The 25,811-nt window shown below is 71.6% G+C and carries 28 protein-coding genes and 1 riboswitch; of the genes, 12 read left to right on the top strand and 16 right to left on the bottom strand.

The window, feature by feature from the left end; translation table 11 throughout:
• The first annotated feature begins 81 nt into the window (after positions 1-81).
• Both ACSURM_RS14635 and ACSURM_RS14630 read left to right on the top strand, forming a co-directional pair.
• Positions 82-531 (top strand): hypothetical protein, encoded by a 450-nt coding sequence (locus tag ACSURM_RS14635; RefSeq protein ID WP_436955407.1) that lies wholly within the window; start codon positions 82-84, stop codon positions 529-531.
• 13 nt (positions 532-544) lie between these two features.
• Positions 545-1,729 (top strand): glutathionylspermidine synthase family protein, encoded by a 1,185-nt coding sequence (locus ACSURM_RS14630; protein ID WP_436955406.1) that lies wholly within the window; start codon positions 545-547, stop codon positions 1,727-1,729.
• On the opposite strand, the gene ACSURM_RS14625 is transcribed toward ACSURM_RS14630, so the two are convergent.
• Positions 1,719-2,297: a TetR/AcrR family transcriptional regulator gene (locus ACSURM_RS14625; RefSeq protein ID WP_436955405.1), complete on the bottom strand. Its 579-nt coding sequence runs from the start codon at positions 2,295-2,297 to the stop codon at positions 1,719-1,721. The genes ACSURM_RS14630 and ACSURM_RS14625 overlap by 11 nt on opposite strands.
• A 106-nt stretch (positions 2,298-2,403) precedes the next feature.
• Between ACSURM_RS14625 and ACSURM_RS14620 the strand changes: the two genes are divergently transcribed.
• The gene (locus ACSURM_RS14620; protein WP_436955404.1) at positions 2,404-2,865 is read left to right on the top strand and encodes a nuclear transport factor 2 family protein; all 462 of its coding nucleotides are present in this window, start codon (positions 2,404-2,406) and stop codon (positions 2,863-2,865) included.
• Here the strand turns inward: ACSURM_RS14620 and rocD are convergent, their stop codons facing one another.
• Positions 2,866-4,077 (bottom strand): ornithine--oxo-acid transaminase, encoded by a 1,212-nt coding sequence (rocD, locus tag ACSURM_RS14615; RefSeq protein ID WP_436955403.1) that lies wholly within the window; start codon positions 4,075-4,077, stop codon positions 2,866-2,868.
• A 100-nt stretch (positions 4,078-4,177) separates the two neighbouring features.
• Positions 4,178-4,266: riboswitch (ZMP/ZTP riboswitch) on the top strand.
• A gap of 32 nt (positions 4,267-4,298) precedes the next feature.
• Between rocD and ACSURM_RS14610 the strand changes: the two genes are divergently transcribed.
• The 3 genes from ACSURM_RS14610 to ACSURM_RS14600 all read left to right on the top strand — a co-directional run bounded on the left by ACSURM_RS14610 (position 4,299) and on the right by ACSURM_RS14600 (position 7,620).
• Complete coding sequence (locus ACSURM_RS14610; protein WP_436955402.1) at positions 4,299-5,753, top strand: glycine hydroxymethyltransferase; 1,455 nt, start codon at positions 4,299-4,301, stop codon at positions 5,751-5,753.
• Between the two features lie 127 nt (positions 5,754-5,880).
• Complete coding sequence (gene trpS / locus ACSURM_RS14605) at positions 5,881-6,891, top strand: tryptophan--tRNA ligase (RefSeq protein WP_436955401.1); 1,011 nt, start codon at positions 5,881-5,883, stop codon at positions 6,889-6,891.
• Positions 6,892-7,038: 147 nt separating this feature from the next.
• The gene (locus ACSURM_RS14600) at positions 7,039-7,620 is read left to right on the top strand and encodes a 2'-5' RNA ligase family protein (RefSeq protein ID WP_436955400.1); all 582 of its coding nucleotides are present in this window, start codon (positions 7,039-7,041) and stop codon (positions 7,618-7,620) included.
• Between the two features lie 18 nt (positions 7,621-7,638).
• Here the strand turns inward: ACSURM_RS14600 and ACSURM_RS14595 are convergent, their stop codons facing one another.
• Complete coding sequence (locus ACSURM_RS14595) at positions 7,639-8,394, bottom strand: SDR family NAD(P)-dependent oxidoreductase (protein WP_436955399.1); 756 nt, start codon at positions 8,392-8,394, stop codon at positions 7,639-7,641.
• An 85-nt stretch (positions 8,395-8,479) separates the two neighbouring features.
• Here ACSURM_RS14595 and ACSURM_RS14590 point away from each other — a divergent pair, with 85 nt between their 5' ends.
• Positions 8,480-9,397, top strand: coding sequence for a YihY/virulence factor BrkB family protein (locus ACSURM_RS14590; RefSeq protein ID WP_436955398.1), 918 nt, complete (start codon positions 8,480-8,482; stop codon positions 9,395-9,397).
• On the opposite strand, the gene ACSURM_RS14585 is transcribed toward ACSURM_RS14590, so the two are convergent.
• The gene (locus ACSURM_RS14585; protein WP_436955397.1) at positions 9,345-10,616 is read right to left on the bottom strand and encodes a D-alanyl-D-alanine carboxypeptidase family protein; all 1,272 of its coding nucleotides are present in this window, start codon (positions 10,614-10,616) and stop codon (positions 9,345-9,347) included. The genes ACSURM_RS14590 and ACSURM_RS14585 overlap by 53 nt on opposite strands.
• Here ACSURM_RS14585 and ACSURM_RS14580 point away from each other — a divergent pair.
• Positions 10,615-10,854, top strand: coding sequence for an SCO4848 family membrane protein (locus ACSURM_RS14580; protein WP_030641438.1), 240 nt, complete (start codon positions 10,615-10,617; stop codon positions 10,852-10,854). The two genes, ACSURM_RS14585 and ACSURM_RS14580, sit on opposite strands and share 2 nt — an antisense overlap.
• Positions 10,855-10,918: 64 nt before the next feature.
• Here the strand turns inward: ACSURM_RS14580 and ACSURM_RS14575 are convergent, their stop codons facing one another.
• The 10 genes from ACSURM_RS14575 to ACSURM_RS14530 form a co-directional block, all read right to left on the bottom strand.
• A complete protein-coding gene (locus ACSURM_RS14575) occupies positions 10,919-11,536 on the bottom strand; it encodes a Uma2 family endonuclease (protein ID WP_436955396.1) in 618 nt (205 codons plus the stop codon).
• A gap of 90 nt (positions 11,537-11,626) precedes the next feature.
• Positions 11,627-12,373 (bottom strand): TetR/AcrR family transcriptional regulator, encoded by a 747-nt coding sequence (locus ACSURM_RS14570; protein WP_436955395.1) that lies wholly within the window; start codon positions 12,371-12,373, stop codon positions 11,627-11,629.
• 11 nt (positions 12,374-12,384) lie between these two features.
• Positions 12,385-12,894 carry a DUF393 domain-containing protein gene (locus ACSURM_RS14565; RefSeq protein ID WP_436955394.1) on the bottom strand — a complete coding sequence of 170 codons (510 nt, stop codon included), beginning with the start codon at positions 12,892-12,894 and terminating at the stop codon, positions 12,385-12,387.
• Positions 12,891-13,298, bottom strand: coding sequence for a hypothetical protein (locus tag ACSURM_RS14560; protein WP_436955393.1), 408 nt, complete (start codon positions 13,296-13,298; stop codon positions 12,891-12,893). The genes ACSURM_RS14565 and ACSURM_RS14560 overlap by 4 nt, the downstream gene beginning before the upstream one ends.
• Before the next feature lie 89 nt (positions 13,299-13,387).
• Complete coding sequence (locus ACSURM_RS14555) at positions 13,388-13,798, bottom strand: VOC family protein (protein ID WP_436955392.1); 411 nt, start codon at positions 13,796-13,798, stop codon at positions 13,388-13,390.
• A 112-nt stretch (positions 13,799-13,910) separates the two neighbouring features.
• Positions 13,911-14,690 carry a succinate dehydrogenase iron-sulfur subunit gene (locus ACSURM_RS14550; RefSeq protein ID WP_359047764.1) on the bottom strand — a complete coding sequence of 260 codons (780 nt, stop codon included), beginning with the start codon at positions 14,688-14,690 and terminating at the stop codon, positions 13,911-13,913.
• Positions 14,690-16,444: a succinate dehydrogenase flavoprotein subunit gene (sdhA, locus tag ACSURM_RS14545; protein WP_359047766.1), complete on the bottom strand. Its 1,755-nt coding sequence runs from the start codon at positions 16,442-16,444 to the stop codon at positions 14,690-14,692. The genes ACSURM_RS14550 and sdhA overlap by 1 nt, the downstream gene beginning before the upstream one ends.
• 19 nt (positions 16,445-16,463) lie before the next feature.
• Complete coding sequence (locus ACSURM_RS14540) at positions 16,464-16,946, bottom strand: succinate dehydrogenase hydrophobic membrane anchor subunit (RefSeq protein WP_030789512.1); 483 nt, start codon at positions 16,944-16,946, stop codon at positions 16,464-16,466.
• A gap of 5 nt (positions 16,947-16,951) precedes the next feature.
• The gene (sdhC, locus tag ACSURM_RS14535; RefSeq protein ID WP_189993920.1) at positions 16,952-17,332 is read right to left on the bottom strand and encodes a succinate dehydrogenase, cytochrome b556 subunit; all 381 of its coding nucleotides are present in this window, start codon (positions 17,330-17,332) and stop codon (positions 16,952-16,954) included.
• Between the two features lie 180 nt (positions 17,333-17,512).
• Positions 17,513-18,061 (bottom strand): 2-oxo-4-hydroxy-4-carboxy-5-ureidoimidazoline decarboxylase, encoded by a 549-nt coding sequence (locus ACSURM_RS14530; protein ID WP_436955391.1) that lies wholly within the window; start codon positions 18,059-18,061, stop codon positions 17,513-17,515.
• A 158-nt stretch (positions 18,062-18,219) separates the two neighbouring features.
• Between ACSURM_RS14530 and ACSURM_RS14525 the strand changes: the two genes are divergently transcribed.
• The 4 genes from ACSURM_RS14525 to ACSURM_RS14510 all read left to right on the top strand — a co-directional run bounded on the left by ACSURM_RS14525 (position 18,220) and on the right by ACSURM_RS14510 (position 22,405).
• Positions 18,220-19,896, top strand: coding sequence for a family 20 glycosylhydrolase (locus ACSURM_RS14525; RefSeq protein ID WP_436955390.1), 1,677 nt, complete (start codon positions 18,220-18,222; stop codon positions 19,894-19,896).
• A gap of 243 nt (positions 19,897-20,139) precedes the next feature.
• A complete protein-coding gene (locus ACSURM_RS14520; RefSeq protein WP_436955389.1) occupies positions 20,140-20,868 on the top strand; it encodes a DUF4328 domain-containing protein in 729 nt (242 codons plus the stop codon).
• A 230-nt stretch (positions 20,869-21,098) separates the two neighbouring features.
• Positions 21,099-21,497 (top strand): hypothetical protein, encoded by a 399-nt coding sequence (locus tag ACSURM_RS14515; RefSeq protein ID WP_436955388.1) that lies wholly within the window; start codon positions 21,099-21,101, stop codon positions 21,495-21,497.
• 296 nt (positions 21,498-21,793) lie between these two features.
• Positions 21,794-22,405 (top strand): RNA polymerase sigma factor, encoded by a 612-nt coding sequence (locus ACSURM_RS14510; RefSeq protein WP_436955387.1) that lies wholly within the window; start codon positions 21,794-21,796, stop codon positions 22,403-22,405.
• A 90-nt stretch (positions 22,406-22,495) separates the two neighbouring features.
• Here ACSURM_RS14510 and ACSURM_RS14505 read toward each other — a convergent pair whose 3' ends face one another.
• Together ACSURM_RS14505 and ACSURM_RS14500 are read right to left on the bottom strand one after the other, a co-directional pair.
• Entirely contained in the window at positions 22,496-25,339 is a 2,844-nt protein-coding gene (locus tag ACSURM_RS14505; protein WP_436955386.1) for a M48 family metalloprotease, read from the bottom strand.
• Positions 25,336-25,740 (bottom strand): hypothetical protein, encoded by a 405-nt coding sequence (locus ACSURM_RS14500; RefSeq protein WP_436955385.1) that lies wholly within the window; start codon positions 25,738-25,740, stop codon positions 25,336-25,338. The genes ACSURM_RS14505 and ACSURM_RS14500 overlap by 4 nt, the downstream gene beginning before the upstream one ends.
• Between the last annotated feature and the right edge of the window lie 71 nt (positions 25,741-25,811).

Genomic DNA, 25,811 nt, shown 5'->3' with positions numbered 1-25,811 from the left:
GGAAGTCACCCCCGGTTGGGCGCGGGCGCGCCCTTTCTCTAGGCTGACCGCCGAACAGTCGTTTGACGGGGGAGACACACCATGGCGCACACCGGCAGGCAACTCCGCTCCACAACGGTCGTCCTGGGCGGTGTGGGCCTGCTGGCCGCCGCCCTCACGGCCTGCTCGTCCGACCCGGACAAACGCTGTGTGGACCGGGACAGTTACGACGTCTCCAAGGGCTACAAGGTCGTCTCCGACAAGAGCTGCAAAACGACGAGCGGGAGCGGGGGCTCCTCCTCGGGCCGGAAGAAGCCCGTCAAGAAGGGCGCCAAGCGGCCGGTCGACGCCGCCTGGTACTACGACGGCAAGGAGAGGAACGGCTGGGTCGACGGCGGGTCCTTCACCAAGTCCGGCGGATCGGGTGGTGGTTCGGGCGGCTCGGGCGGAAGTTCGGGCGGTTCGTCGTACAACGACGGGACGAGCGCGGGGAGTCACGGCGGGGTCAGCCGCGGCGGCTTCGGCGGCGGCTCGGGCAGCTCCGGCGGCTGACCGGACGACGCGCATGGAACGCCGCACCACGACCCCCCGCCCCGGCTGGCAGCAGACCGTCGAGGCCCAGGGCCTGATCTACCCCCTCACCCGCCACCCCGACGGCTCCCTGCGGCCGTACTGGGACGAGAGCGCCTACTACGTCTTCTCCCTGGAGGAGGTCGAGGCGCTGGAGGAGACCGTCGCGGAACTGCACCGCATGTGCCTCGCGGCGGCGGACCACATCGTGGCGGAGGACCGGCTGGCCGATCTCGGCATCACCGACGCGCGGGTGGCCGCCGCGGTCACCGAGTCCTGGCACCGCCGCGCCGAACTGCCGTCTCTCTACGGCCGTTTCGACCTGCGCTACGACGGCACCGGCCCGGCGAAGCTGCTGGAGTACAACGCCGACACGCCCACCTCGCTGGTGGAGGCGGCCTCCCCGCAGTGGTTCTGGATGGAGGAACGTTTTCCCGGCGCCGACCAGTGGAACTCCCTGCACGAACGCCTGGTGGACGCCTGGCGCGCCCAGGCCGCGCTGCTGCCGCCCGGCGCCCCCCTGCACTTCGCGCACTCCGCCGCCGACGAACTCGGCGAGGACCTGATGACGGTCGCCTACCTGAAGGAGACGGCGGAGCAGGCCGGCCTCGCCACCGACTGGCTCGCCATGGAGGAGATCGGCTGGGACTCCCTCTCCGGCCGCTTCGTGGACAACCGGCTCCGCTTCATCCGGGCCATCTTCAAGCTCTACCCCTGGGAGTGGCTGACCACGGACGCCTTCGGTCCCCAGGTCCTGGACACCCTGGACAACGGCGGCGGCACCGGCAGCACCCTGTGGATCGAGCCGGCCTGGAAGATGCTGCTGAGCAACAAGGCCCTGCTGGCGGTCCTCTGGGAGCTGTACCCCGGCCACCCCAGCCTCCTGCCCGCCTACCTGGACGGCCCCCGCGAGCTGGCCGCCACCACCGGCTACGTCGCCAAGCCCCTGCTCGGCCGCGAGGGCGCCGGCATCACCGTCCACGAGCCCGGCACCCCGCCCGCCCCCCGCGAGGACCCCTGCTGCTACCAGCGGCTGGCCCCCCTGCCCGCCTTCGACGGCAACCACGTCGTCCTCGGCGCCTGGGTCGTCGCCGGCGAACCGGCGGGCCTCGGGATCCGCGAATCCACCGGCCTGATCACCGACGAGTACGCCCGCTTCCTGCCGCACGTCATCCTCTAGCCGTCCGCGCCCCGAGCAGCGCCTCCACCGCCTCCCGCGCGTGCCCCGCCGCGGCCGGGTCGCCCGTGATGCCCGCCGTGACCATGGCCCCCTCGGCCAGCAGGTGCACGGGTTCGGCGAGCGGGAGTCCCGTGGCCCGGACCCAGACCGCCAACTGGGCGCGGAAGGCTTCCTTGTGGGCGCGTACCTCCCGCAGCACCGCCTCCGAGGACGCGCCCAGTTCCCCGTGGGCGTTGATCCAGGCACAGCCGCGGAAACCGGGCTCGGCGAACCACGCGGCGAGCCAGTCGAAGACCGCCAGCACCCGTTCGCGCGGGTCGGCGACGCGCTCCACGTGCGCGGCCAGGCTCTCCCGCCAGCGCCGGTCGCGCCGCCGGAGCACGGCGACGACCAGGTCCTCCTTGGTCGCGAACAGCCGGTAGATCCGCTTCAGGGGCAGCCCGGACGCCTCCCGGACCCGGTCCATGCCGACCGCCTGGACGCCGTGTGCGTAGAAGAGCGTCTCGGCGGTGTCCAGCAGGGTCTCGCGGTCCAGGCGGTCGCGTTCCTCGGTGGCGGGGGCGGGCATCCGGGCTCCTCATGTCTCCTTGACGCCGAGAACGGTCGTTCTCTACCTTAGTCGCAGCGATGGAGAACGACCGTTCTCGACCTGGCCCGTCCCCGAGGAGGCCGCCGTGCCCGAAGCCCGCCCGCCCTACCCGCCGTTCACCCTGGAGACCGCCCGGCAGAAGGTCCAGGCGGCCGAGGACGCCTGGAACACCCGCGACCCCCACCGGGTGGCCCTCGCCTACACCGAGGACTCCGTCTGGCGCAACCGCGACCGGTTCCTCACCGGCCGGGAGGAGATCGTCGCCTTCCTCACCGACAAGTGGCGCCGCGAACTGGACTACGCGCTGCGCAAGAGCCTGTGGAGCTTCCACGAGGACCGCATCGCCGTCCGCTTCCAGTACGAGCACCGCGACACCGACGGCCAGTGGTGGCGCTCCTACGGCAACGAACTGTGGGAGTTCGACGCGCACGGCCTGATGCGCCGCCGCGAGGCGAGCATCAACGACGTGGCCATCGAGGAATCCGACCGGCGCATCCTCGGCCCCCGGCCCGCCGGCGAGCACGGCACCGACATCCCCCTGCGCTGATCAGGCCCCGAGCAGCACCGCCCGCAACTGCTCCACGCCCCAGTCCAGATCCTCCTCGCCGATCACCAGCGGCGGAGCGATCCGGATCGTCGCCCCGTGGGTCTCCTTGACCAGGACCCCACGGGCCAGCAGCCGCTCGGCGACCTCCCGCCCGGTACCCACCGCCGGGGCGACGTCCACCCCGGCCCACAGCCCCCGCCCGCGCACCGCCGTCACCCGGCCCGTCCCCGCCAGCTCGCCCAGCAGCCGGTGCAGCCGCTCGCCCAGCCGCGCCGCCCGCTCCTGGTACTCCCCGGTCCGCAGCATCGCGATCACCTCCAGCGCCACCGCGCAGGCCAGCGGATTCCCGCCGAACGTCGACCCGTGCTCACCCGGCCGGAACACCCCGAGCACCGCCGCGCTCGACACCACCGCCGACACCGGCACGATCCCGCCGCCCAGTGCCTTGCCCAGCACGTACACGTCCGGCACGACCCCCTCGTTCTCGCACGCGAAGGTCCGCCCGGTCCGGCCCAGCCCCGACTGGACCTCGTCGGCGACGAAGAGCACATTCCGCTCCCGGGTCAGCTCCCGCACCCCCGCCAGATAACCCGCCGGCGGCACGATCACCCCCGACTCGCCCTGCACCGGCTCCAGCAGCACCGCCACCGTGTTCTCCGTCAGCGCCCCCCGCAGCGCGGTCAGGTCGCCGTACGGCACGATCTCGAACCCCGGCGTGTACGGCCCGAAGTCCGCCCGCGCCTCGGGATCCGTGGAGAAGCTGATGACGGTCGTCGTACGGCCGTGGAAGTTGCCGCCCGCCACGACGATCTTCGCCATCTCCGCGGGCACCCCCTTCACCCGGTAGCCCCACTTCCGGGCCGTCTTGACCGCGCCCTCCACCGCCTCCGCGCCGGTGTTCGCCGGCAGCACCATCTCCATCCCGCACAGCCCCGCCAGCTCGGCGCAGAACGCCGCGAACCGGTCGTGGTGGAAGGCGCGGGAGGTCAGCGTCAGCCGCTCGAGCTGCCGCCGGGCCGCCTCCACCAGCCGGGGATGGCCGTGCCCGAAGTTCAGCGCCGAGTAACCGGCCAGCAGGTCCAGGTACCGCCGCCCCGACACGTCCGTCAGCCACGCCCCCGCACCGGTGGCGAGCACCACCGGCAGCGGATCGTAGGTGGGCGCGCAGTGCGCCCCGGCGAGGGCGATGAGGTCTTCTTCGGCAGCGGTCACGGACACTCCCGGCTCGGCCCGGATACGACGACGACCTCCTTCTTAACCCCGCTCGCACGGTGGGCGCGGGATCTTCCGCCCGGCGCGCCCGGTACGCTGACACCCGGGCCGTGACTGGCGCGCTGGGATGGGACAGACCATCAGGGAGCGGCCCGAGCGGTAAGAGTGCCGTGCGCCTGGGCCGAACGTGAACGCTGTACGCACACCGTCCGGAGGTCCCCATGCCAGAGAACGCCGCCCCCCTCTCCACCGAGTCCACCGCCTTCCGCGCGGCCCTCGACGTCATCCGCGCCGTGGAGCCGCGCGTCGCCGACGCCATCGGCCAGGAGGTCGCCGACCAGCGCGGCATGCTCAAGCTGATCGCGTCCGAGAACTACGCCTCCCCGGCGACCCTGCTCGCGATGGGCAACTGGTTCAGCGACAAGTACGCCGAGGGCACCATCGGCCGCCGCTTCTACGCCGGCTGCCGCAACGTCGACACCGTCGAGGCCCTCGCCGCCGAACACGCCCGCGAACTGTTCGGCGCCCGCCACGCCTACGTCCAGCCGCACTCCGGCATCGACGCCAACCTCGTCGCCTTCTGGGCCGTCCTCGCCGACCGCGTCGAGGTGCCCTTCCTGGAGAAGGCCGGCGCCCGCCAGATCAACGACCTCACCGACGCCGACTGGGCCGAGCTGCGCCAGGCCTTCGGCAACCAGCGCATGCTCGGCATGTCCCTGGACGCCGGCGGCCACCTCACCCACGGCTTCCGCCCGAACATCTCCGGCAAGATGTTCGACCAGCGCTCCTACGGCACCGACCCGGCCACCGGCCTGATCGACTACGACGCCCTGCGCGCCCAGGCCCGCGAGTTCAAGCCGCTGATCATCGTCGCGGGCTACTCCGCGTACCCCCGGCTGGTGAACTTCCGGATCATGCGGGAGATCGCCGACGAGGTCGGCGCCACCCTCATGGTCGACATGGCCCACTTCGCCGGGCTGGTCGCCGGCAAGGTGCTCACCGGCGACTTCGACCCGGTCCCGCACGCCCAGATCGTCACCACCACCACCCACAAGTCGCTGCGCGGCCCGCGCGGCGGCATGGTGCTGTGCGACGACTCCCTCAAGGACCAGGTGGACCGCGGCTGCCCGATGGTCCTCGGCGGCCCGCTCCCGCACGTCATGGCCGCCAAGGCCGTCGCCCTCGCCGAGGCCCGGCAGCCCGCCTTCCAGGACTACGCCCAGCGCATCGTGGACAACTCCCGCGCCCTCGCCGAGGGCCTGACGCGGCGCGGCGCCACCCTCGTCACCGGCGGCACCGACAACCACCTCAACCTGATCGACGTCGCCACCTCCTACGGCCTCACCGGCCGCCAGGCCGAGGCCGCCCTGCTCGACTCGGGCATCGTCACCAACCGCAACGCCATCCCGGCCGACCCGAACGGCGCCTGGTACACCTCCGGCATCCGCGTCGGCACCCCCGCGCTGACCACCCGCGGCCTCGGCACGGCGGAGATGGACGAGGTCGCGGCCCTGATCGACCGCGTCCTGACCACCACCGAGCCGGGCACCACCAAGTCCGGCGCCCCCTCCAAGGCGAGCCACGTCCTGGACGAGAAGGTCGCCGACGAGATCGCCCGCCGCGCCACGGACCTGGTGGCGGGCTTCCCGCTCTACCCGCAGGTCGACCTCGGCTGACACACCCCGTAGGGAGCGCGGGGCCGCACGCGCCGTGCGGCCCCGCCGCGCGGGCGCGCCCGGCCGCGGCGGGCCCGCGGTTCCCCACCCGCCCGACCCGCCCCGTGCCTCTGCGACAATGAGGGGTATGGCAGACCGACCTCGCGTGCTCTCCGGCATCCAGCCCACCGCCGGCTCGTTCCACCTCGGCAACTACCTCGGCGCCGTCCGCCAGTGGGTTGCCCTCCAGGAGTCCCACGACGCCTTCTACATGGTGGTCGACCTGCACGCGATCACGGTCCCGCAGGACCCGGCGGAACTGCGCGCCAACACCCGCCTGGCCGCGGCCCAGCTGCTGGCCGCGGGCCTGGACCCCGACCGCTGCACCCTCTTCGTGCAGAGCCACGTCCCCGAGCACGCCCAGCTGGCCTGGGTCATGAACTGCCTCACCGGCTTCGGCGAGGCCTCCCGCATGACCCAGTTCAAGGACAAGTCCGCCAAGCAGGGCGCCGACCGGGCCTCCGTCGGCCTGTTCACCTACCCGATCCTCCAGGTCGCGGACATCCTGCTGTACCAGGCCCACGAGGTGCCGGTCGGCGAGGACCAGCGCCAGCACATCGAGCTGACCCGGGACCTCGCCGAGCGCTTCAACGGCCGCTTCGGCGACACCTTCACGATCCCGAAGCCGTACATCCTCAAGGAGACGGCGAAGATCTACGACCTCCAGGACCCGGCGGTCAAGATGAGCAAGTCGGCGTCCACGCCGAAGGGCCTGATCAACCTCCTGGACGAGCCGAAGGCCACGGCCAAGAAGGTCAAGAGCGCCGTCACCGACACCGACACGGTGATCCGCTACGACGCCGAGAACAAGCCGGGCGTCTCCAACCTCCTCACCATCTACTCCACGCTCACCGGCAAGACCGTCGCCGAGCTGGAGCAGGAGTACGAGGGCAAGATGTACGGCGCGCTCAAGACCGACCTCGCCGAGGTCATGGTCGACTTCGTCACCCCGTTCCGCGAGCGCACCCACCAGTACCTGGACGACGCCGAGACGCTGGACTCGATCCTCGCCAAGGGCGCCGAGAAGGCGCGGACCGTCGCCGCCGAGACCCTCGCGCAGGCGTACGACCGCGTGGGCTTCCTCCCGGCCAAGCACTGAGGCGTACGACCGCACGGGCCCACGCGGGCAGAGCGCTGCACATCACTTCCGCCGCGCCTGCCCACGGGGCACCCGTGGCCTTACAGTCGATGCCAACGGCCGGGCCAGGCGGCCGAGACGACGACAGACGCGACGACAGGAGACGACGTGGGGACCGTAACGATCGGCGTGTCGATCGCGGTCCCGGAGCCTCACGGCAGCCTGCTCCAGGAGCGGCGCGCGGGCTTCGGCGACGCCGCGGCTCATGGCATCCCCACCCACGTCACACTGCTGCCGCCGACCGAGGTGGACGAGGCCGACCTGCCCGCGGTCGACAAGCACCTGACCGAGGTCGCCGCGGCGGGCCGGCCGTTCCCGATGCGGCTGTCCGGCACCGGCACCTTCCGCCCGCTGTCGCCGGTGGTCTACGTCCGCGTGGCGGCGGGCGCCGAGGCGTGCACCCGGCTCCAGCAGCGGATCCGGGAGGCGTCCGGGCCGGTGGCGCGCGAGCTGCTCTTCCCGTACCACCCGCACGTCACCGTCGCGCACGGCATCGAGGAGGCGGCGATGGACCGCGCCTTCGAGGAACTCGCGGACTACGAGGCGGAGTGGTCGTGCACCGGCTTCGCGCTGTACGAACAGGGCGCCGACAGCGTCTGGCGCAAGCTGCGCGAGTACACCTTCGGGGGACCGGTCGTCCCGGTCCAGCCGGGGCACGCGCAGGTGTACGCCCCGCGCGTCGCGCCGTGACGCGCCCCCGGCGGGGCGCTACAGCGGCAGGCGCCTGAACAGCGCCCGGGGCGCGTGCCGCAGGACCGTCGTCAGCAGGCGGAGCGAGCCCGGCACCCACACCGTCTCCGCGTCGCGGCGCAGGCCCAGTTCGACGGCCGTGGCCACCGCCTCCGGGGTGGTGGCGAGCGGGGTGCGCGGGCGGCCCGCCGTGGCGCGGGTGCGGACGAAGCCGGGGCGCACGACCATGACCCGTGCGCCCGTCCCGTACAGGGCGTCCCCGAGGCCCTGGGCGAACGCGTCCAGCCCGGCCTTGCTGGAGCCGTAGATGAAGTCGGCGCGGCGGGCGCGTTCGGCGGCGGCGGAGGACAGCACGACGAGCCGGCCGTGGCCCTGGGTCTGCAGGGCGCGGCCGGCGACCAGACCCGCCGAGACGGCCCCGGTGTAGTTGGTCTGGGCGACCCGGACCGCGCGGACCGGGTCCCGTTCGTCGTGCGCCTGGTCGCCGAGGATGCCGAAGGCGAGCAGCACCATGTCGACCGGCCCCTCGGCGAACACCTTGCCGAGGGCGCCCTCGTGGGACTCGGGGGCGAGCGCGTCGAAGGCGACGGTGTGGACGTCCGCGCCCAGCGCCCGCAGGCTCCCGGCCGCGTTCTCCAGCGCGAGGGAGGGGCGCCCGGCCAGCCAGACCGTGCGGGTGCGACGGGCGATCAGACGGCGCGCGGTGGCCAGCGCGATCTCGGACGTGCCGCCGAGGACGAGCAGGGACCGGGGCAGTTCGGTGGCATCCTTCATGACAGATGACCGTATCGCCCACATATGACCCTTCCGGCGGCGAAACGCGGTGTTGACATCCCCGCGCAGCGGGCAGAGACGGATCATGGACTGGCTGAAGAGGCTGCCCGGCATCGGGCCGTTCGTCACCCGCCTGACGATCACCCACGCGTGGCGGTGCTACGAGCGGCTGGACCGGGTGAAGTGGGCCCGGCTGGCCGCCGCCATGACGTTCGTCAGCTTCGTGGCGCTGTTCCCGCTGCTGACCGTGGCCGCCGCGGTCACCGCCGCCACCCTCAGCCCGGCCCGCCAGAAGACCGTCGAACAGCGGATCGCCGACCAGTTCCCGGGCCTGTCCGACCAGTTGGACCTGACCTCGCTGGTGCAGAACGCGGGCACCGTCGGGGTCATCGCGGGCGCGGCGCTGCTGTTCACGGGCATCGGCTGGGTCGGCCAGGTGCGGGACTGCCTGCGCGCGGTGTGGGAGCTGCCGGACCAGGGGGACAACCCGGTGCTGGCCAAGGTGAAGGACACCGTGATCCTGCTCGGCCTCGGCGGCGCCCTGCTGCTCACGCTCGCCGCCTCCACCCTCGCCTCGGCCGCCGTCGGCCTGCTGTCCAGGCAGTTCGGCCTGGACGAGCACGGCTGGGGCACCGCGCTGCTGCAGGTCGCCGCGTTCGCCGTCGCCGTGCTCGCCGACTTCCTGGTCCTGCTCTACGTCCTGACCCTGCTGCCCGGGGTCGAGCCGCCGCGCCGCCGCCTGCTGATCGCCGCCCTGCTCGGCGCGGTCGGCTTCGAACTGCTGAAACTGCTGCTCAGCGGCTATGTCCAGGGCGTTGCCGCGAAGAGCGTGTACGGCGCCTTCGGGGTCCCCGTCGCCCTGCTGCTGTGGATCAACTTCACCGCGAAACTCGTGCTGTTCTGTGCCGCCTGGACGGCGACGGGCAGCAAGGAGACCGAGGTCGCCGGGGTCAGGGACGGGACCGGCGGCGCATCAGGTCCGGCAGCGGCCACCGGCGGTTGACCAGGAACGCCCCGCCGCCGAGCAGCACCAGCAGCCCGCCCGCGATGGCCAGGGCGGTCCCGACGCCGCTGGAGCCGGAGACGGCGGGGACGCTCGCCGCCGCCTTCGACCCCGCCCCGCCGCCCGTGCCGGGCGACTGCCGGGGGCTCGCCCCGGAGGTGGACCCGGCCGGCGCGGCGCTCCTCGGCGGCACCAGCTCGCCCACCGGGTTCACCTTGCCGACCGCCTGGAAGCCCCAGTCGAACAGCTTCGCGGTCTCCTTGTAGACCTCGTTGTGGTCGTGCTTCTCCGGGTTCATCACCGTGACCAGCAGCACCTTGCCGCCCCGCTCGGCCACCCCGGTGAAGGTGGCGCCCGCGTGGGTGGTGTTGCCGTTCTTCACGCCCGCGATGCCCGGGTAGACCGGCACGTCGCTGTCGCCGGCCAGCAACCGGTTGGTGTTGCGGATCTCGGCCGTGCCGATCTTGGCGCTGACCGTCGCGCAGTAGTCGCGGAAGTCCTTCTTCTGCAGGCCCGAGCGGGCGATCAGCGTCAGGTCGTACGCCGAGGAGACCTGGCCCGGCGCGTCGTAACCGTCGGGCGAGACCACCCGGGTGTCCAGCGCCTGGAGTTCCTCGGCGTGCTTCTGCATGTCCTCGACGGTGCGCCGCACCCCGCCGTTCATCGCGGACAGCACGTGCACCGCGTCGTTGCCCGACTTCAGGAACACCCCGAGCCACAGGTCGCGGACGGAGTAGGTGACCCCCTCCTTGATCCCGGCCACGCTGGAGCCGTCACCCACCCCCTTGAGGTCGGCCGGGGCCACCTTGTACCGGGTGTCCTTGGGGAACCGGGGCAGTACGGTGTCCGCGAACAGCATCTTCAGCGTGCTCGCCGGGGGCAGCGCCCAGTGCGCGTTGTGCGCGGCCAGGACCTGGCCCGACTCGGCGTCGGACACGATCCACGAGCGGGCCGTCACCCCCTTGGGCAGCACCGGGACCCCGGGCGCGAGGTTGACCTGCGTACCGGGCATCCCGAGCCGGGCGCCGCCGAGGGTGGACATCTGCGCCGGGGGCGTGGCCGTGGGGCTCGTGGTGGGGGAGGGGGCGGCGAGGGCGGCGGGCGCGGTGACGGAGAGGGAGAGCGCGGCGGCGGAGACGACCAGCAGGGACCGCCGGGGGAGCGTGCCGGCCCCACCCCCGGCACGGACCCGGGCCCCGGACGGCGATACTGGACTCATGAAGCTCAGCCGCCCTGTCTCCTGGTTCCTGCTCGCCTTCGGGGTGTGGAGCTGGGTCATCTGGGTCACTTTCGTCAAGAATCTCGTCAAGGACAGCAGCGGTCTGGCCTTCGACGACGGTCACCCGACCGCGTACTTCTGGGTGCACCTGCTGCTGGCGGTCGTTTCCTTCGTATTGGGGACGGTCATCGGCGTCATCGGGTTGCGCGGACTGCGCGCACTGCGCCGAAACTCATAGCGGACACACGGAAACCCCCGCGTCCGGATGGGGCGCGGGGGTGTTCGGGCTGGGGCTGATCCGCTCAGTCGGACTTCTTCTGACCGGCCCTGATGATCTGCTCCACGTCGAGGGCGACCTCGGCACCGACCGAGTCGGGCAGCGTGACCGACTCGCCGGGGGCGTGCACGCGGTGGCTGGTGTACTCACTGCCGTCGGGTTCGGTGAGCACGTGGAGTCGCTGGTGCTTGCGGTCGACCACCATGTACACGGGCACCTTGGCCTCGGCGTACGCGCCGACCTTCGTCTTCAGATCGTCCCGCCAGTTGCTGGAGGTGACCTCCAGGACGAGGCGGAAGCAGACCGGGTCGTAGGCGTTGTTCTCGATGAAGTGATCGTCGATGTCGGCGTCCACGACCACCAGGTCGGGGATGCAGTAGTCCTCGGCGCCGGTGGGAATCTTGATCGCGACGCTCTGGAGAACCTCGGTCTCCTCACCGTGCAATCCGGCGGCGAGGAAGGGGATCATGAGGCCGGTCAGGGCGCGGGCGTGCGGGGCATCCGGTGAAGGGGTCACGAGGAGGTGGCCTCCGATGATCTCGACGCGGTAGCCCGGATGGCGCTCCATGATCTCGTCGGCGATGGCCGTCAGGGAGAACGGCTCGTCGGCGTCGAAGGGCTGCTCGACGGATGCAGCGGACATCGCGTGCCTCCTAGGGGCTGGTGTCGAGAGCATCATCGTAGGCAGTCCCCAGACCATGTGTCGCGTTTCCGCGCCTTCACCCGAAAGTGATCACCCGCTCTCCCGCCCCCCGCGCCCCGGGTCCGGCAGGACCCTCGTCATGCCCGGCAGGAAGTCCGTGAACAGCTCGTGGACCTCCATGACCAGCGGCCGCAGCACCCGGAAGCGGGCCAGGGCCACCCCGCGCGCGGTCAGCCGGGCCCCGCGCCGGGCCAGCCGGTAGCTGCGCTCGCGGTCCTCCGTGCGGTCGAAGATCCAGTACAGCACCAGGCCCATCTGCGAGAGCCACATCAACTCCGGCAGGACGTCCCGCAGTTCCGGGGCCACCTTGGCCTTGGAACCGGCCAGCACCTCCCGGTGCACGCTGATGGCCTGCTCGCGGGCGTGCTCGCTCTCCGGGGAGAAGGGGCTGAGCGGGCTGTCGGGGTCGGCGGCGTTCTTGAAGAACTGCACCGCGAACTCGTGGTACGGCCGGGCGATGTCCAGCCAGGCGGTCAGCACCCCCGCGAGCCGCGCCTCCAGGTCGGTCTCCCGCTCCAGCACCGACCGGACCGCCGCCTGGTGCTCGGCGGCGATCCGGTCGTAGAAGCCCTGGATCAGGTGTTCCTTGCCCTCGAAGTAGTAGTAGGCGTTGCCGACGGAGACCCCGGCCTCCTTGGCGATGGCCCGCATCGTCGTCTTGTCGTAGCCGCGCTCCTGGAACATCCGCATCGCGGTCTCCAGGATCAGCGCGCGGGTCTGCTCGGACTTGCTGCTGTGGGGGCCGGCCGCCTCGGGGCCGTCGTTCTTCGCGGGCACGGTAGAAGAGCCTAACGACTGGCCGGGACGGTGCCCGCCCGGGACGGCGGCGCGTGGGTCCAGCCCGTGACCGGGTGGTAGGACCAGCCGTCGGCCCGCTGGTGGACCAGCCCGCCCCACGGGGCGCCGGGCCGCCGCGGGCCCCGCCATCCCGCCGCGGTGAGGACGGCGTCGCGGGCCGCCCCGGCGCCGGCCGGGCCGGCGAGCCGGTGGGCGAGCGGGCGGTGCTCGCGCAGGGCCCACAGGAGGACGATCCAGGCGGGCGAGCCCCGGTAGACCTGTCCGGAGTCGCCGACCACGGTGATCTCGTCCAGGGGGTCGCGGGGGCCGAGTCCGGGACAGCGGGCGCGGGCCGCGGCCGAGCCGGCCGGCAGCACGTCCAGCGGCACCAGCCGGGGCCGGCGCGCCAGCCAGTCGCGCAGGTGGCGGCCCACGGGGGACCGGTCGTCGTACAGGACGGTCAGCGCGCGGACCGGGATGCCGGCGGCGTCCCGGTCCGGTGCGGGGGCCGGGCCGGTCACGCCCCGGCCCTCGGCGCGATCCACTCCTGCGGGCGGACCGGGGGCACCTGCTCGCGCTCCAGCATCCCGCGCCGGCGGATCCGGTTGAGGACGTACACGTTGCCCAGGTGCATCGCGCCGAGGACGAGGAGGACCACGCCCAGGTTGGCGGACAGGGCCTCGAAGACGCCCCGGGTGTCCGAGATCGTGTCGTCATCGCTCAGGTACAGCGCCACGAAGCCGAGGTTGACGAGGTAGAAGCCGACCACCAGGAGGTGGTTGACGGCGTCCGCGAGCCTCTCGTCGCCGCGCAGGACGTCGGCCAGGAAGATCCGTCCGTTGCGGCTGAGCGTGCGGGCCACCCAGACGGTCAGCGCGATGCTGACCACCAGGTAGATGACGTAGGCGATGACGGTGCGGTCCATGCCCCACCCCTTCTTGAACGCGTTCAAAACGCTGACAGGGACGACTGTAGACCTGTTTTTGAACGCGTTCAACCGAGGGGATGGAGGGCTCAGCCCCTGCGGGCCAGGGCCGGGCGCTTGGTGTAGTCCGTGAAGCCCAGGAGGTTGCCCCAGGGGTCGGCGATCTCCACCGTCCAGCCGGTGACGCCCTGGGCGATCTCGTCCAGTGGCGGGATCCCGGCGGCGGCCAGCTCCCGCGCCGCCGCCCGCGCGTCCGGCACCTCCAGCCAGACCCGCGGCGAGGGCCAGTGCGGCGGCCGGCGGCCCAGCCCCTCCTCGGCGCGCAGCAGGATGCCGGGCGTCTCCGCGCCGATCTTCAGCAGTGCGATGCCGGCCTCGTCCAGCCGGAAGCCCACGGTGAACCCGGCCCGCTCGTAGAAGGCGACGGCCTCGCCGAGGTCGCCGACGGGGAGCAGCACGTTGTCGAAGCCGAGCAGTTCGTACGACTCTTCGTCTGACATGTCGTCAGATTAGGATCCCGGCACCCGGGAAGCGAGGAGCCCCACCGGACCGCACGCACAAGGGCCCCCGCTTCCCGGAGGAAGCGGGGGCCCTTGGCGGTGCCTCGGCAGGTCAGTAGCGGCGCGTGATGAGGGCGCGCTTGACTTCCTGGATGGCCTTGGTGACCTCGATACCGCGCGGGCAGGCGTCCGTGCAGTTGAAGGTCGTACGGCAGCGCCACACGCCGTCGCGGTCGTTGAGGATCTCCAGGCGCTGCTCGCCCGCCTCGTCACGGCTGTCGAAGATGAAGCGGTGGGCGTTCACGATCGCGGCCGGACCGAAGTACTGGCCGTCGTTCCAGAACACCGGGCAGGAGGAGGTGCAGGCCGCGCAGAGGATGCACTTCGTCGTGTCGTCGAAGCGCTCGCGGTCCTCCGGGGACTGGAAACGCTCCCGGGTGGGCTCGTTCGTCTCGTCGACGACCAGGAACGGCATGACGTCCCGGTACGCCTGGAAGAACGGCTCCATGTCCACGACCAGGTCCTTCAGGACCGTCAGGCCCTTGATGGGCTCGACCGTGATCGGCTTCTCGGGGTTGATGTCCTTGATCAGCGTCTTGCAGGCGAGGCGGTTCTTGCCGTTGATCCGCATCGCGTCCGAGCCGCAGATGCCGTGCGCGCACGACCGGCGGAAGGTGAGGGAGCCGTCGATGTCCCACTTGATCTTGTGCAGACCGTCGAGGACCCGCTCCTTGGGGTCGATCTCCAGCTGGAAGTCTTCCCAGGTCGCCTCGGCCGAGACCTCCGGGTTGAACCGGCGGACGCGGAAGGTGACCGTGATGTAGGGGGAGTCGGCGAAACCGGGCTCGGGCCGGCCGGCCGCGTCCGCCTTGTCCAGAACAGGGGTAGCCATCAGTACTTACGCTCCATCGGCTGGTAGCGGGTCTGGACGACCGGCTTGTAGTCGAGACGGACGGTTTCCGAGCCGTCGGCGCCGACCTCGCGGTACGCCATGGTGTGGCGCATGAAGTTGACGTCGTCGCGGTTCGGGTAGTCCTCGCGGTAGTGACCGCCGCGGGACTCCTTGCGGGCGAGGGCCGAGACGGCCATGACCTCGGCCAGGTCGAGCAGGTTGCCCAGCTCGATCGCCTCAAGGAGGTCCGTGTTGAAACGCTTGCCCTTGTCCTGGATCGCCACGTTCTTGTAGCGCTCCCTGAGCTCGGCGATCTTCTCGACCGCCGTCTTGATCGTCTGCTCGGTGCGGAACACCATGACGTTGGCGTCCATGGTCTCCTGCAGCTCGCGGCGCAGCGTCGCCACCCGCTCGTTGCCGGTGGAGGTGCGCAGCCGCTCGATCTGCTCGACCACGAAGGACTCCGGGTTCTCCGGCAGCTCGACGTAGTCGGCCTTGGCCGAGTACTCGGCGGCGGCGATGCCCGCGCGGCGGCCGAAGACGTTGATGTCCAGCAGCGAGTTGGTGCCGAGCCGGTTGGCGCCGTGCACGGAGACACAGGCGACCTCGCCGGCCGCGTACAGGCCCGGGACGACCGTGGTGTTGTCCGCCAGGACCTCACCCTCGACGTTCGTCGGGATGCCGCCCATCGCGTAGTGCGCGGTCGGCTGGATCGGGATCGGGTCCGTGTACGGCTCGATGCCCAGGTAGGTCCGCGCGAACTCGGTGATGTCCGGCAGCTTGGCGTCCAGCTGCTCCGGCGGCAGGTGGGTCAGGTCCAGGTACACGTGGTCGCCCTCGGGACCGCAGCCGCGGCCCTCGCGGATCTCCGTGTAGATGGAGCGGGACACGACGTCACGGGACGCCAGGTCCTTCATGACGGGAGCGTACTTCTCCATGAAGCGCTCGCCGTCCTTGTTGCGCAGGATGCCACCCTCGCCGCGGGCGCCCTCGGTGAGCAGGATGCCCATGCGCCAGATGCCGGTCGGGTGGAACTGGAAGAACTCCATGTCCTCCAGCGGGAGCCCGCGCCGGTAGACCGCCGCCTGGCCGTCACCGGTCAGGGTGTGGGCGTTCGACGTCACCTTGAAGAACTTGCCGCAGCCGCCGGAGGCGTAGATGACGGCCTTCGCCTGGAAGACGTGGATCTCGCCGGTGGCCAGCTCGTACGCCACCACACCGGCGGACTTCTTGACGCCGTCGACCTCGGTGATCAGCTGGTCCAGGACGTAGAACTCGTTGAAGAACTCCACGCCCTCCTTGACGCAGTTCTGGTACAGCGTCTGGAGGATCATGTGGCCGGTGCGGTCCGCGGCGTAGCAGGACCGGCGGACCGGGGCCTCGCCGTGGTTGCGGGAGTGACCGCCGAAGCGGCGCTGGTCGATGGTGCCGTTCGGGGTCCGGTTGAACGGCAGGCCCATCTTCTCCAGGTCGAGGACGGCGTCGATGGCCTCTTTCGCCAGGATCTCGGCGGCGTCCTGGTCGACCAGGTAGTCACCGCCCTTGACCGTGTCGAAGGTGTGCCACTCCCAGTTGTCCTCCTCCACGTTGGCGAGCGCGGCGGCCATGCCGCCCTGCGCGGCGCCCGTGTGGGAGCGGGTGGGGTAGAGCTTGGTCAGGACCGCGGTGCGGCTGCGCTTCGTCGCCTCGATGGCGGCGCGCATGCCCGCGCCACCGGCGCCGACGATGACGGTGTCGTACTTGTGGATCTTCATGATTCTCGCAGCCCCGTGCCTAGCGGATGTTCGGGTCGAAGGTGAAGATCACCAGCGTGCCCAGCAGGATGGTGAACACCGTGGCGGTGTAGAGCAGTGCCTTCAGCCACAACCGGCTGGTCGGCCGCTCGGCGTAGTCGTTGATGACCGTGCGCAGGCCGTTGGCGCCGTGCAGCATCGCCAGCCACAGCATCACCAGGTCCCAGACCTGCCAGAACGGCGACGCCCAGCGGCCGGCCACGAAGGCGAAGCCGATCTTGGAGACACCGCCGTCCAGCACCAGCTGGATCAGCAGGTGACCGAGGACGAGGACGACCAGCACGATGCCGGACAGGCGCATGAACAGCCACGCCGCCAGCTCGAAGTTGCCCCGGGTCGACTTCGGGGTCTTCTTGGTGCGCTTGCGCGGGGCCTCGATCAGCGGGGCCGGGTGGTCGACGGTGTAGACGGGGGCGCCCTCCACGGGGCCGACTCCGGAAGCGGGGGTTTCAGTCGTGGACATCGGCGTCAGCTCCCAAAGAGTGCGCGGTACGCGTGGCCGAGGACCGGGTAGATCGCGCCTGCCATCAGGACGATCCAGACACCCATCACGGTCCAGAACATCTGCTTCTGGTAGCGCGGGCCCTTCGACCAGAAGTCGACGGCGATCACCCGCAGGCCGTTGAGCGCGTGGAAGAGGATGGCGGCGACGAGGCCGTACTCCAGCAGCGCGACGATCGGCGTCTTGTACGTGGCTACGACCTTGTCGTAGGCCTCGGGGGAGACACGCACGAGAGCGGTGTCCAGCACGTGAACGAACAGGAAGAAGAAAATGAGGACGCCGGTGACTCGGTGAGCCACCCAGGACCACATTCCTTCCCGGCCGCGGTACAGCGTTCCAGCCGGCACGGAAGAACCCTCCGGGAGCGGGGACTAGGGCCGCGCCGGCTTCTCTGTCGGTCGGGCCCGGCCGGGTACGGTCCACCGGCCCCCAGCATCGTAGCGAGGCGACGCGCTGTGCCTTACGGGGGGCCTACCGGTGTGATCAAAGTGGCACGCGGTTGGGCTAGCCCGGCGTGGTGTGTCCGGTTATCTGCCGGGTGCGGACGCGTTGGTGCTGGTCGCGCGGTTCCTCGCGCCTCGGAGAAATGCCGCGATTCTCCCTTTCGCGAGGCGCCGGAGCTGCTCCGCCGCCACCACCCGCTCGTCCTCCGGATCGTTCGCCAATCGTGATCGGATCGCCTGGAGGAGGTGGTCGATGACCTCGTCGGCGGGGACGTCGCCCAGGTAGATGATGAACGTGTGGCCGAAACGGGCCTCGTAGGCGGCGTGGGCGGCGCCGAGGGCCATGTGGGCCGCCGAGTACGTGTCCTCGGGCAGTTCGGGGAGGCACTCGCCGGCCAGGGCCTCGGCGAGGTCGGCGGGGGAGAGGTCGTACGTCGCCTCGTCCGCCGCGGCCAGCAGGGAGTCCAGGTCGGGGTAGGGGCGGTGCGCGGCGATCCGGTCGGACCAGCGCGGGCTGCGCAGACAGCGCAGCAGGAGGGCGCGCGCCTCGTCGGCGGACGCGGTGTTGAAGGCGTCGAGCGGCTTGGGGAGATACGGCAGAGGGTGGGCGGGCAGCGTCGGACCTCGCGTCACGTGTGGTGCGGCAGGGGATTCTGTGAAGGATGTGAGTGTCGTCAGGTTATCGAGAGTGGTCATACGGTGTCCGAGCGATAACGGAATTTCACTCGAACGGCAGAGTTTCGCTTCGTCCGGCTGACCGCTGATCCGGGGAACGGTCGTACGTTGGCAGGGTGACCCAGCACAGGCGCAGGCGCCGGGGACCGGCGCGACAGGTGATACGGAAGCGGGCGGTGACGGTCGCCGCGTTCGCCGGGACGGTGGCGCTCGGCACGGGCGTCGGCCTGTGGGCAGCGGCGGACGGCGGCAGCGCACCGCCGGGCACCGGCACGCGCCAGTCCGCCTCCGGCCGGGTGGCCGGTACCGGCACCGGTGAGGGGCCCAAGGCACCGGACACCCCATCGGCGGCGCCGAGCCCGAGCCGGACGTACCCGCTGTCGAAGGCGCCGCGCACGATACCCGCGGTCCGCTCGCACACCCCGGAGCGCGGCCCCGGCTGGCGGCCCCGGCCCGGCGCGCGGGTGGTGGTGGCCGACCCGGCGCTGGCCGACGAGGGCCGGCTGACAGCCGGGGAGCTGGGGCTGTCGTACGCGGGGGAGCGGAACGACGCGCGGCCCGGCGACGTACGGCTCGCGCTCGGCGGGGGCGGGAACCGGGAGTCGTACACGCTGACCGTCCGGGACGGACGGGTCGACATCACCGGGCCCGGCGAGGCCGGGGTCTTCTACGGCACCCGCACCCTGAAGCAGGAGATCCGCGGCGGCGGCACGGCAGCGGAGGGCGTCGTGCGCGACCAGCCGGCCAAGCCGGTGCGCGGGTTCATGCTGGACATCGCGCGCAAACCGTTCACCGCGTCCTGGATCGAGGACCGGATACGCGAGCTGGGGGACCTGAAGTTCAACGAGCTGGGCCTGCACTTCTCCGACGACCAGGCCTTCCGGATCGAGTCCGACAGCCACCCCGAGATCGTCTCCCCGGACCACCTGACCAAGGCGCAGGTCAAGAAGATCGTGGCGCTGGCGAACAGCCGGCACATCACCGTCGTCCCCGAGATCGACTCCCCGGGACACCTGGGCGCGGTCCTCGCCGCCCACCCCGACCTGCGGCTGCGCAAGGCGAACGGGGTGGTGCTGCGCGGCGCCGTCGACATCTCCAAGGACGCCTCGGCCCGGCTCGTGGACGACCTGCTGAACGAGTACGCGGGCCTGTTCACCGGCGGCCGGTGGCACCTCGGCGGGGACGAGTACCAGGCGCTGATGGCGCGCGACCCGCAGACGTCGTACCCGCAGCTGGCCGCCGCGGCCAAGCGCAAGTATGGCCCCGGCGGCACGGTCGCCGACCTCACCACCGGCTGGCTGGACGACCGCGCCGCCACCGTCCGCGCCCACGGCAGGACCGTACGGGCCTGGAACGACGGCTTCTTCCGGGGCACCTCCGTACAGCCCGACCCCTCGCTCCAGGTCGCCTACTGGACCGGCAAGGAGATCGGCGCCCGGCCGCCGGCCGAGTACCTGAGCGCCGGCCGGCAGCTGCTCAACTACAACGACGAGTTCCTCTACTACGTGCTCGGCCAGCCGCAGACCTTCGTCTACCCGACCGGACGGCGCATCTACGAGCAGTGGACCCCGAGGGTGGTGCGCGGCACGACCGCCGTGCCCGCGCGCTACGACGGGCAGATCCTCGGCGGGTCGTTCGCCGTGTGGTGCGACTTCCCGCACGCGCAGACCGAGGCGCAGGTCGCCGCCGGGATCCGGATGCCGCTGAAGGCCACCGTGCAGAAACTGTGGGACCCGCGCCGGCCCGCGCTGTCCTGGACGGACTTCCGGAAACTGGCGGACCGGCTGGGCTGAGGTCCGCGCGGCGGAGCGGCTGAGCCGAGGTCCGCGCGGTGGAGCGGGCGGGCGCCGTAACCGGGTGGACGCGCGCGGGCGTCCGGCCGTATGTTCCGGTGTCCGCGCACGTCGGCGACGTATGTTCCGGTGTCCGCGCACGTCGGCACGTGTGTGCCGGTGCCGTCGGCGGCGCTCCGGTTCGGGGAGGACCAAGCGCCGTCCCGCCTCTCTCTTCTCTTCTCTTCTCGGGGGAACCTCGTCATGACCTCGCCCATGCCCGTGCCGCCGTACCCGCACCCGGCCCCGCCCGGCGCCTGGCCGCGCTCACCGGCCGCGCTCGCCCGGGCCACCGCCGTGCTGCTCGGCCTGGTCATCGCCACCGACCTGTTCGCCTGCTACGCGGACCTGCTGGAGATGGACGTCACCAAGGACGTCGTCCACGGCACCGTGGGCGGTGACATCGTGGACCGGGCCGACCGCGCGGACGCCCTCTACGGTCTCTCCGGCATCCTGCAGGGCGTGGCGCTGCTGGCCACGATCGTCGTCTATCTGTGCTGGCTGTGGCGGGTGCGGGTGAACGCCGAGGTGTTCGACGCCTCCCGGCACCGCATGAGGCGCGGCTGGACGATCGGCGGCTGGTTCTGCCCGGTCGTGAACCTGTGGTTCCCGCGCCGGATCGTCGCGGACGCCTGGGACGCCAGCGGGCCCTGGGGCGCGCGGTCCGGGCACGCGCTGGTCAACGCCTGGTGGACGCTGTGGCTCGTCGATCTCCTGCTGGGCCGGTTCGCCGACACGAGTTCCCGGCGCGCCGAGACGGCCGAGGAACTGTACGAGGCCGCCAAGGCGATGCTGCTCTCCCACGCGCTCGACATCGTGGCCGCGGTCCTCGCCGTCCTGGTGGTGGTCCGGCTGTCCCGGATGCAGGAGTGGAAGCTGCGCTCGGGCGAGATGCCGTTCCCGGCCCCGCCGCCGGCTCCGGCGCTCGGCTGAGAACCGACCGCTCGCGCGCGGGCGGGCGGGCCTGTGACCTTCGTGCGATGGTCGTAAGGCGGTCCTGCGGCGGTTGGCGAAACGTTTGGCGAAACAGGCCGGAACCCGGTGACGCGACCCCGCCCCGGAGCGCTCTTCCCTATGTGACAGCCCACGTGACAGCCGAAGCGACAGCCCATGTGACCGCCTGCGCCACCGGCCCGGTGCCGGCCGGTGCGACAACCCGCCCGATGGCCCCGTACGGGCCGGCCCGGCCGGAGACCAGGCCGCGCGCCGCGGTGAAACCCGCGCGCTGGGCGGCGGACGCGGTGGCGACGATGCGCGAGGGCGCCCGGGTGCGGCTCGACTACTCGGCGCGGAGCCTGTGGCGGGTGGACCGGATGATCGAGGAGATACGCCGGGAGCGGGCACCGTACGCGGCCGTCCGCAGCGTCCTGCGCGGCTTCGGCGCCTACGCCGGCGAGGTCATCGTCCGCCGGACCGGCGCCGAGTGGTGGGCGACGGGCGGCGAGCACTGGGTGCGCACCCCCGACGGCCGGCTGTGGGACCCCATCGACGAGGCCCGCCGCTGCTACGGCGGCCACGGCTCACTCCGGCTGCTGTGCCGGGACGCGACGGCGGAGGGGTGAGGCGGGCACCGAGGCTCGGAGCCGGCCGGGCCGATCGGGGACCGGGTCGGACCGGTAGGTGACGGTATCGGACCGGTCGGTGACCGTTTCCGGGTCAATCCCGGGCCGATCGCGTGCCGTTCGGGGGCTGCTCCCCGGCCGTCTCATACCCGCCCCCGGTCGCCGTCCGGCTGTGACACTTCCGTCGGGGCCGACGCTGATGAGCGTGGAGGGCGACCGACACGGCCGGAGCGTGTCGCAACCGTGAGGTCAGGCGCCACGCAGTGGCCAGGAACCCGGCACGAACGAGGACGGTCTTGGGCCAGGGAGTCGGACCCCGCCGCCCGCAGCCGCGGGACGGGGAGCTGGGCGCGGCCGTGGCGCGGGCCCAGGACGGCGACGAGACCGCCTTCGCGGTGGCCTACCGGATCGTGCACCCCGGACTGCTGGGCTATCTGCGGGGCCTGGTCGGCGAGGAGGCGGAGGACGTCGCCTCCGAGGCATGGCTGGAGATCGCCCGTGACCTCGACCGGTTCCGGGGCGACGGGGCCGGCTTCCGCGCCTGGACCGCGGCCATCGCCCGGCACCGCGCGCTGGACCACCTGCGCCGGCAGCGGGCCCGGCCCCGGCCCGTGCCGCTGGAACAGGACGCTCTGGAACTGCCCGGCCGGCACAGCACCGACGACCAGGCCCTGGAGTCGCTGTCCACCGAGCGGGCGCTGGAGCTGGTGCGCGCGCTGCCCCGGGACCAGGCCGAGGCGGTGCTGCTACGGGTGATCGTCGGCCTCGACGGCCCGGCCGCCGCCCGCCTCCTCGGCAAACGCCCCGGCGCCGTCCGCACGGCCACCCACCGGGGCCTGCGCCGCCTGGCCCGGCACCTGGGGGACACCGGTACCGGGAATGGGGAGGACAGGTGCGGACGTGGCTGACCGGGGCGGCGGCCGTCGGCGGGGGTACGGGGTCGTCGGGCAGGGAGCCGTCGGGCTGGACGGCGCGCGGGCAAGGGGGGAGGGGGTGATTCAGTGGCCGGTAAGGGGCTCCCGCTCAGCCGTGGGCGGAGCGATGAATTCCTGCAGTCGTGCCGTGAGGTCACGGTAGGAGCGACGAGCCGACACCAGCTTCTCGAACGCTTGGGTGAGCACGGTCTCCTTGCCGTATTCCATGCCGTGCAGACACATGGTTCCTCCTTCGTAGGCGTCTTCGGTCAGGTTCGTCCATAGAGTGTCGAGCGCGGGGATACCCGGGCCCGGGAATTCTCGCGCCTTTCGGCCATGGGAAGCCCAGCTCTCGCACATATCGTGCACAGCGACCGGATCCAGGTGTTCACCGCCGCGCCCGAGGTCTGCGTAAGCCGATACCAACTCGTCCGCATCGTTGCGGAAGTTGTCCATGAGCAGGGTGCCGCCATCGGCGAGCCACCTCCTGGCGACCTGTTGTCCGTGAGGGATCTCGCCCGGCGGCTTCGTCGGCTCCGACGGCTGGAACCAGTTCTGCCAAGCCGAGAGCATCAGGACCGACGTGCTGACGGCCAGCGCGATGTAGATCCGTCGGAGCAGGAGCCTGTTCCGCGGCCGGGGTGCGGGTGCGCTCGGCCGGGGCTTCCCGCCCCGGCACCTCCGGCGCGGGGCTTGGGCGCGAAATGCGCGGACCTGGACGCCCACGGCGGTGCCGACCGACGCGAAGACCAGTGCGACGAAGGGCCCGACCCCTACCGCGGGGGCCGCTATCTGCTCGTACGCCCCGCTCCACGCCGTCGCGGGGTCCACGCGACACTCGCGCGGCACGATCTCGATCCCTGACAGGCATCCCTGCGTGGCGAGGACGGCGAAAGTGCCGGCCAGCCCGATGAACAGGCTCGTTCCGGCCGCGACCAGCGCCAGCGGGAGCGGGAAGCGGCGACCTGTCAGGCCTGCCACGAACGCGGTGACGGACGCGGTCGCGAACAGGCAATAGGTGGTGGCCACCCAGAGGAGAGCGAGTAGCGTCGTGAGTTCCTCCAACCGCGTCGGGGGCTCGCCGCGCAGCAACCACATCCACGTCGCCATGATCGCGCCGCACCCCAGCGTGCCACCCGCGGCGGCCACGGCAAGCGCCCGGCGCAGTCGCGGGAGCGAGTCCGTGGCGACCGGCCACGCACCGTGTGGATGTGCCATGAGTTTCCACGGTGGCGGTCCGTCGCCCGGTTCCGCCGGCCTTCTCGCCCACACCAGCAGCGGGAACAGCCATAACAGCACCCCACCGACCAATAAGGCCGGGTCGTCCAAGAGAATGATCGCCTTGAAGGCGGTGCGGAATTCGGGATACTCATCCGCAGCCCCCGGAAAGGCGAGGTCGACTTTCTCGTCGATCGACACACCGGCCACGATGTTGCCCGCCTGGAACAAAAAACCCGTCGAATTCCACCACGCGAACCATGCGCCGAATACGAGGAGCAGCGCTGCCAGTCCCGCGAGATGACTCACCAGCAGTGAGCGGCCGCGGCATGTCACGATCCACGCCTCGGCACACCGCGCGACCCACTCCATGAGTACGGCACATCCGGCCACCACGAGCAGCAGGAGGTGCGGTTCCGCCGGGAGCCAGCCCCGTCCGGCGAGGCGGAACGACAGCAGCTCACCGCTCGCGACACCGATCCCCAGCCACAGCCCGGCGCGCAGACCTGAAGGGGCCTGTTGGCCGGTGAGAGCGGCATAGGCGGTGGCCCGCCAGAGGGCGGTTCCGGTGATTCCGGTGATCAGGACCGCCACCGCCCACTCGGGGGCGCCCAGTTCCAGGACGGCCATTCCCTGAGCCGTCATGGCGGCGATTCCGGTGAGGAAAAGGGTGAGGGCGCTGACACCGAAGAGTGGGCCGGGCGAGAGCAGGGACTCGGCACGTCGTGCCCACACAGGATGCGTCCGCCAGAGCGCGCCGAGACGGCGCAGGCCTCGGCCCGGCCTGTTCGGGCCGGGCTCGTCGGCCAGGGTGCGCAGCCCCCGGTCGCTCCCGCTCCACCGGGCGGCGTCCAGATCCGCGTACAGCTCACGCACCCGCAGCACATCGGCCCTGATGAGCAGTATCAGGATCAGGAGCACGGAGACCCGGACCAGTTCCGCCAGCAGTTGTTGCCCGTCGGTACGCCACTGGTCGAGCAGGCCGGAGAACGACGGCGGCCAAGGACGCGGTATGAGAACCAGCACGGTGTAGGGCAGGAGGACCAGCGCCGCGAAGACCCGCCACAGTGCCTCTGTGGCGTATGCGATGTCTACGTCGCGGTTCCGGATGTGCGCCAGTTCGTGCAGGATCACGAAGCCGAACCCTTCGGGGTCCCGGGCTCGTCGGGCGATGAGGCCACCGTGCAGACTGACCGTGGGACGGCGCCAGCGGCCGAAGACCGCCGCGCTGGGGGTGGCCGCCGCCCAGTCGAGGACATAGTGCGGCTGTCGGGTGAGTCCGGCCCGTGCGGTCAGGTGGGCCAGCTCCGAGGACAGTTCACCGGGCGGAACGGGAATGAGCCGGCCCCGCCACGTCTTCCACGCCGGCTGCAACCAGTAGATGAGGAACGCCACAAGGAAGAGGGCCGCCGTCCCGGCGATACCCCAGGGGCCGGACCCTGTCGCGTAGTGCTCGGTGCACGAGTCGAATGCCTCCCGCTGCCGTGCGGTGAAGCGGGCCAACGGTTCGATGGAATCAGACGGTGCGCCATTCACCACGGCCAGGCAGTGAGCGGTCGCGCCGTTCCCGTCCTTGCCCGCGAGGTGGGGCAGCAGCACTCCCAACAGACCCAAGGAGCTTGTCGCGATCAGCGTGACCAGCAACAGGAAGCGCGGCGTCGTCCCGGCGTTCAGTATCCGGCGGTCGACGTCCCGGCCGCTGTCGTTCACTGGACCGCGGGAGCAGGGGGCTCGGCGTTGCCTTCGTCCGCCGAAGTCCCCAGCGCCAGCTCCACGGCGACCGCGTCGGCGAGCGCTTGCGCCCGGTCCTCGGTGATCCCCGCTCGCAGGCACTCGGTCCGGACGCGTAGGCGTACGTCGGCGATCTGCTCTGTCGTGAGCGGCGGAACGGCCCGCTCGACCGCCGGTACGGTGGCTCTCCGCTCCCGCCAGCGCCGCAGACGGCTCGTGGCACCGTCGAGCACGGTCTCGGTGGCTCTGCGGGCGAGGTCATTGAGGATCAGCAGCAGGACAGGGGTGGCGAGGGCCACCACGTCCTCCAGCCCGTAGCCGAGGGGTTCCCGCGCCCCGGATCTGCGGTCCAGCACCCTGACCACCTGGTGCTCGCTCAACCCCGCCAGCCCATCCAACAGCGGTAATTCTTCCGGAGCCGCTCTGGTGATCGCTCTCCGGAGGATGTCGG

Source organism: Streptomyces sp. SudanB182_2057 (assembly GCF_964272715.1).
Taxonomy (GTDB): Bacteria; Actinomycetota; Actinomycetes; order Streptomycetales; family Streptomycetaceae; genus Streptomyces; species Streptomyces rubradiris.
The sequence above is the reverse complement of the archived record's forward strand: the minus strand, read 5'-3'. Positions and strand labels throughout refer to the sequence as shown.

Coding starts and splice junctions, on each gene's coding strand:
- ACSURM_RS14635 (WP_436955407.1), top strand. CDS start 82: ATGGCGCACACCGGCAGGCAACTCCGCTCCACAACGGTCGTCCTGGGC.
- ACSURM_RS14630 (WP_436955406.1), top strand. CDS start 545: ATGGAACGCCGCACCACGACCCCCCGCCCCGGCTGGCAGCAGACCGTC.
- ACSURM_RS14625 (WP_436955405.1), bottom strand. CDS start 2,297: ATGCCCGCCCCCGCCACCGAGGAACGCGACCGCCTGGACCGCGAGACC.
- ACSURM_RS14610 (WP_436955402.1), top strand. CDS start 4,299: ATGCCAGAGAACGCCGCCCCCCTCTCCACCGAGTCCACCGCCTTCCGC.
- trpS (WP_436955401.1), top strand. CDS start 5,881: ATGGCAGACCGACCTCGCGTGCTCTCCGGCATCCAGCCCACCGCCGGC.
- ACSURM_RS14595 (WP_436955399.1), bottom strand. CDS start 8,394: ATGAAGGATGCCACCGAACTGCCCCGGTCCCTGCTCGTCCTCGGCGGC.
- ACSURM_RS14590 (WP_436955398.1), top strand. CDS start 8,480: ATGGACTGGCTGAAGAGGCTGCCCGGCATCGGGCCGTTCGTCACCCGC.
- ACSURM_RS14580 (WP_030641438.1), top strand. CDS start 10,615: ATGAAGCTCAGCCGCCCTGTCTCCTGGTTCCTGCTCGCCTTCGGGGTG.
- ACSURM_RS14585 (WP_436955397.1), bottom strand. CDS start 10,616: ATGAGTCCAGTATCGCCGTCCGGGGCCCGGGTCCGTGCCGGGGGTGGG.
- ACSURM_RS14575 (WP_436955396.1), bottom strand. CDS start 11,536: ATGTCCGCTGCATCCGTCGAGCAGCCCTTCGACGCCGACGAGCCGTTC.
- ACSURM_RS14560 (WP_436955393.1), bottom strand. CDS start 13,298: ATGGACCGCACCGTCATCGCCTACGTCATCTACCTGGTGGTCAGCATC.
- ACSURM_RS14555 (WP_436955392.1), bottom strand. CDS start 13,798: ATGTCAGACGAAGAGTCGTACGAACTGCTCGGCTTCGACAACGTGCTG.
- ACSURM_RS14550 (WP_359047764.1), bottom strand. CDS start 14,690: ATGGCTACCCCTGTTCTGGACAAGGCGGACGCGGCCGGCCGGCCCGAG.
- sdhA (WP_359047766.1), bottom strand. CDS start 16,444: ATGAAGATCCACAAGTACGACACCGTCATCGTCGGCGCCGGTGGCGCG.
- ACSURM_RS14540 (WP_030789512.1), bottom strand. CDS start 16,946: ATGTCCACGACTGAAACCCCCGCTTCCGGAGTCGGCCCCGTGGAGGGC.
- ACSURM_RS14520 (WP_436955389.1), top strand. CDS start 20,140: ATGACCTCGCCCATGCCCGTGCCGCCGTACCCGCACCCGGCCCCGCCC.
- ACSURM_RS14515 (WP_436955388.1), top strand. CDS start 21,099: ATGGCCCCGTACGGGCCGGCCCGGCCGGAGACCAGGCCGCGCGCCGCG.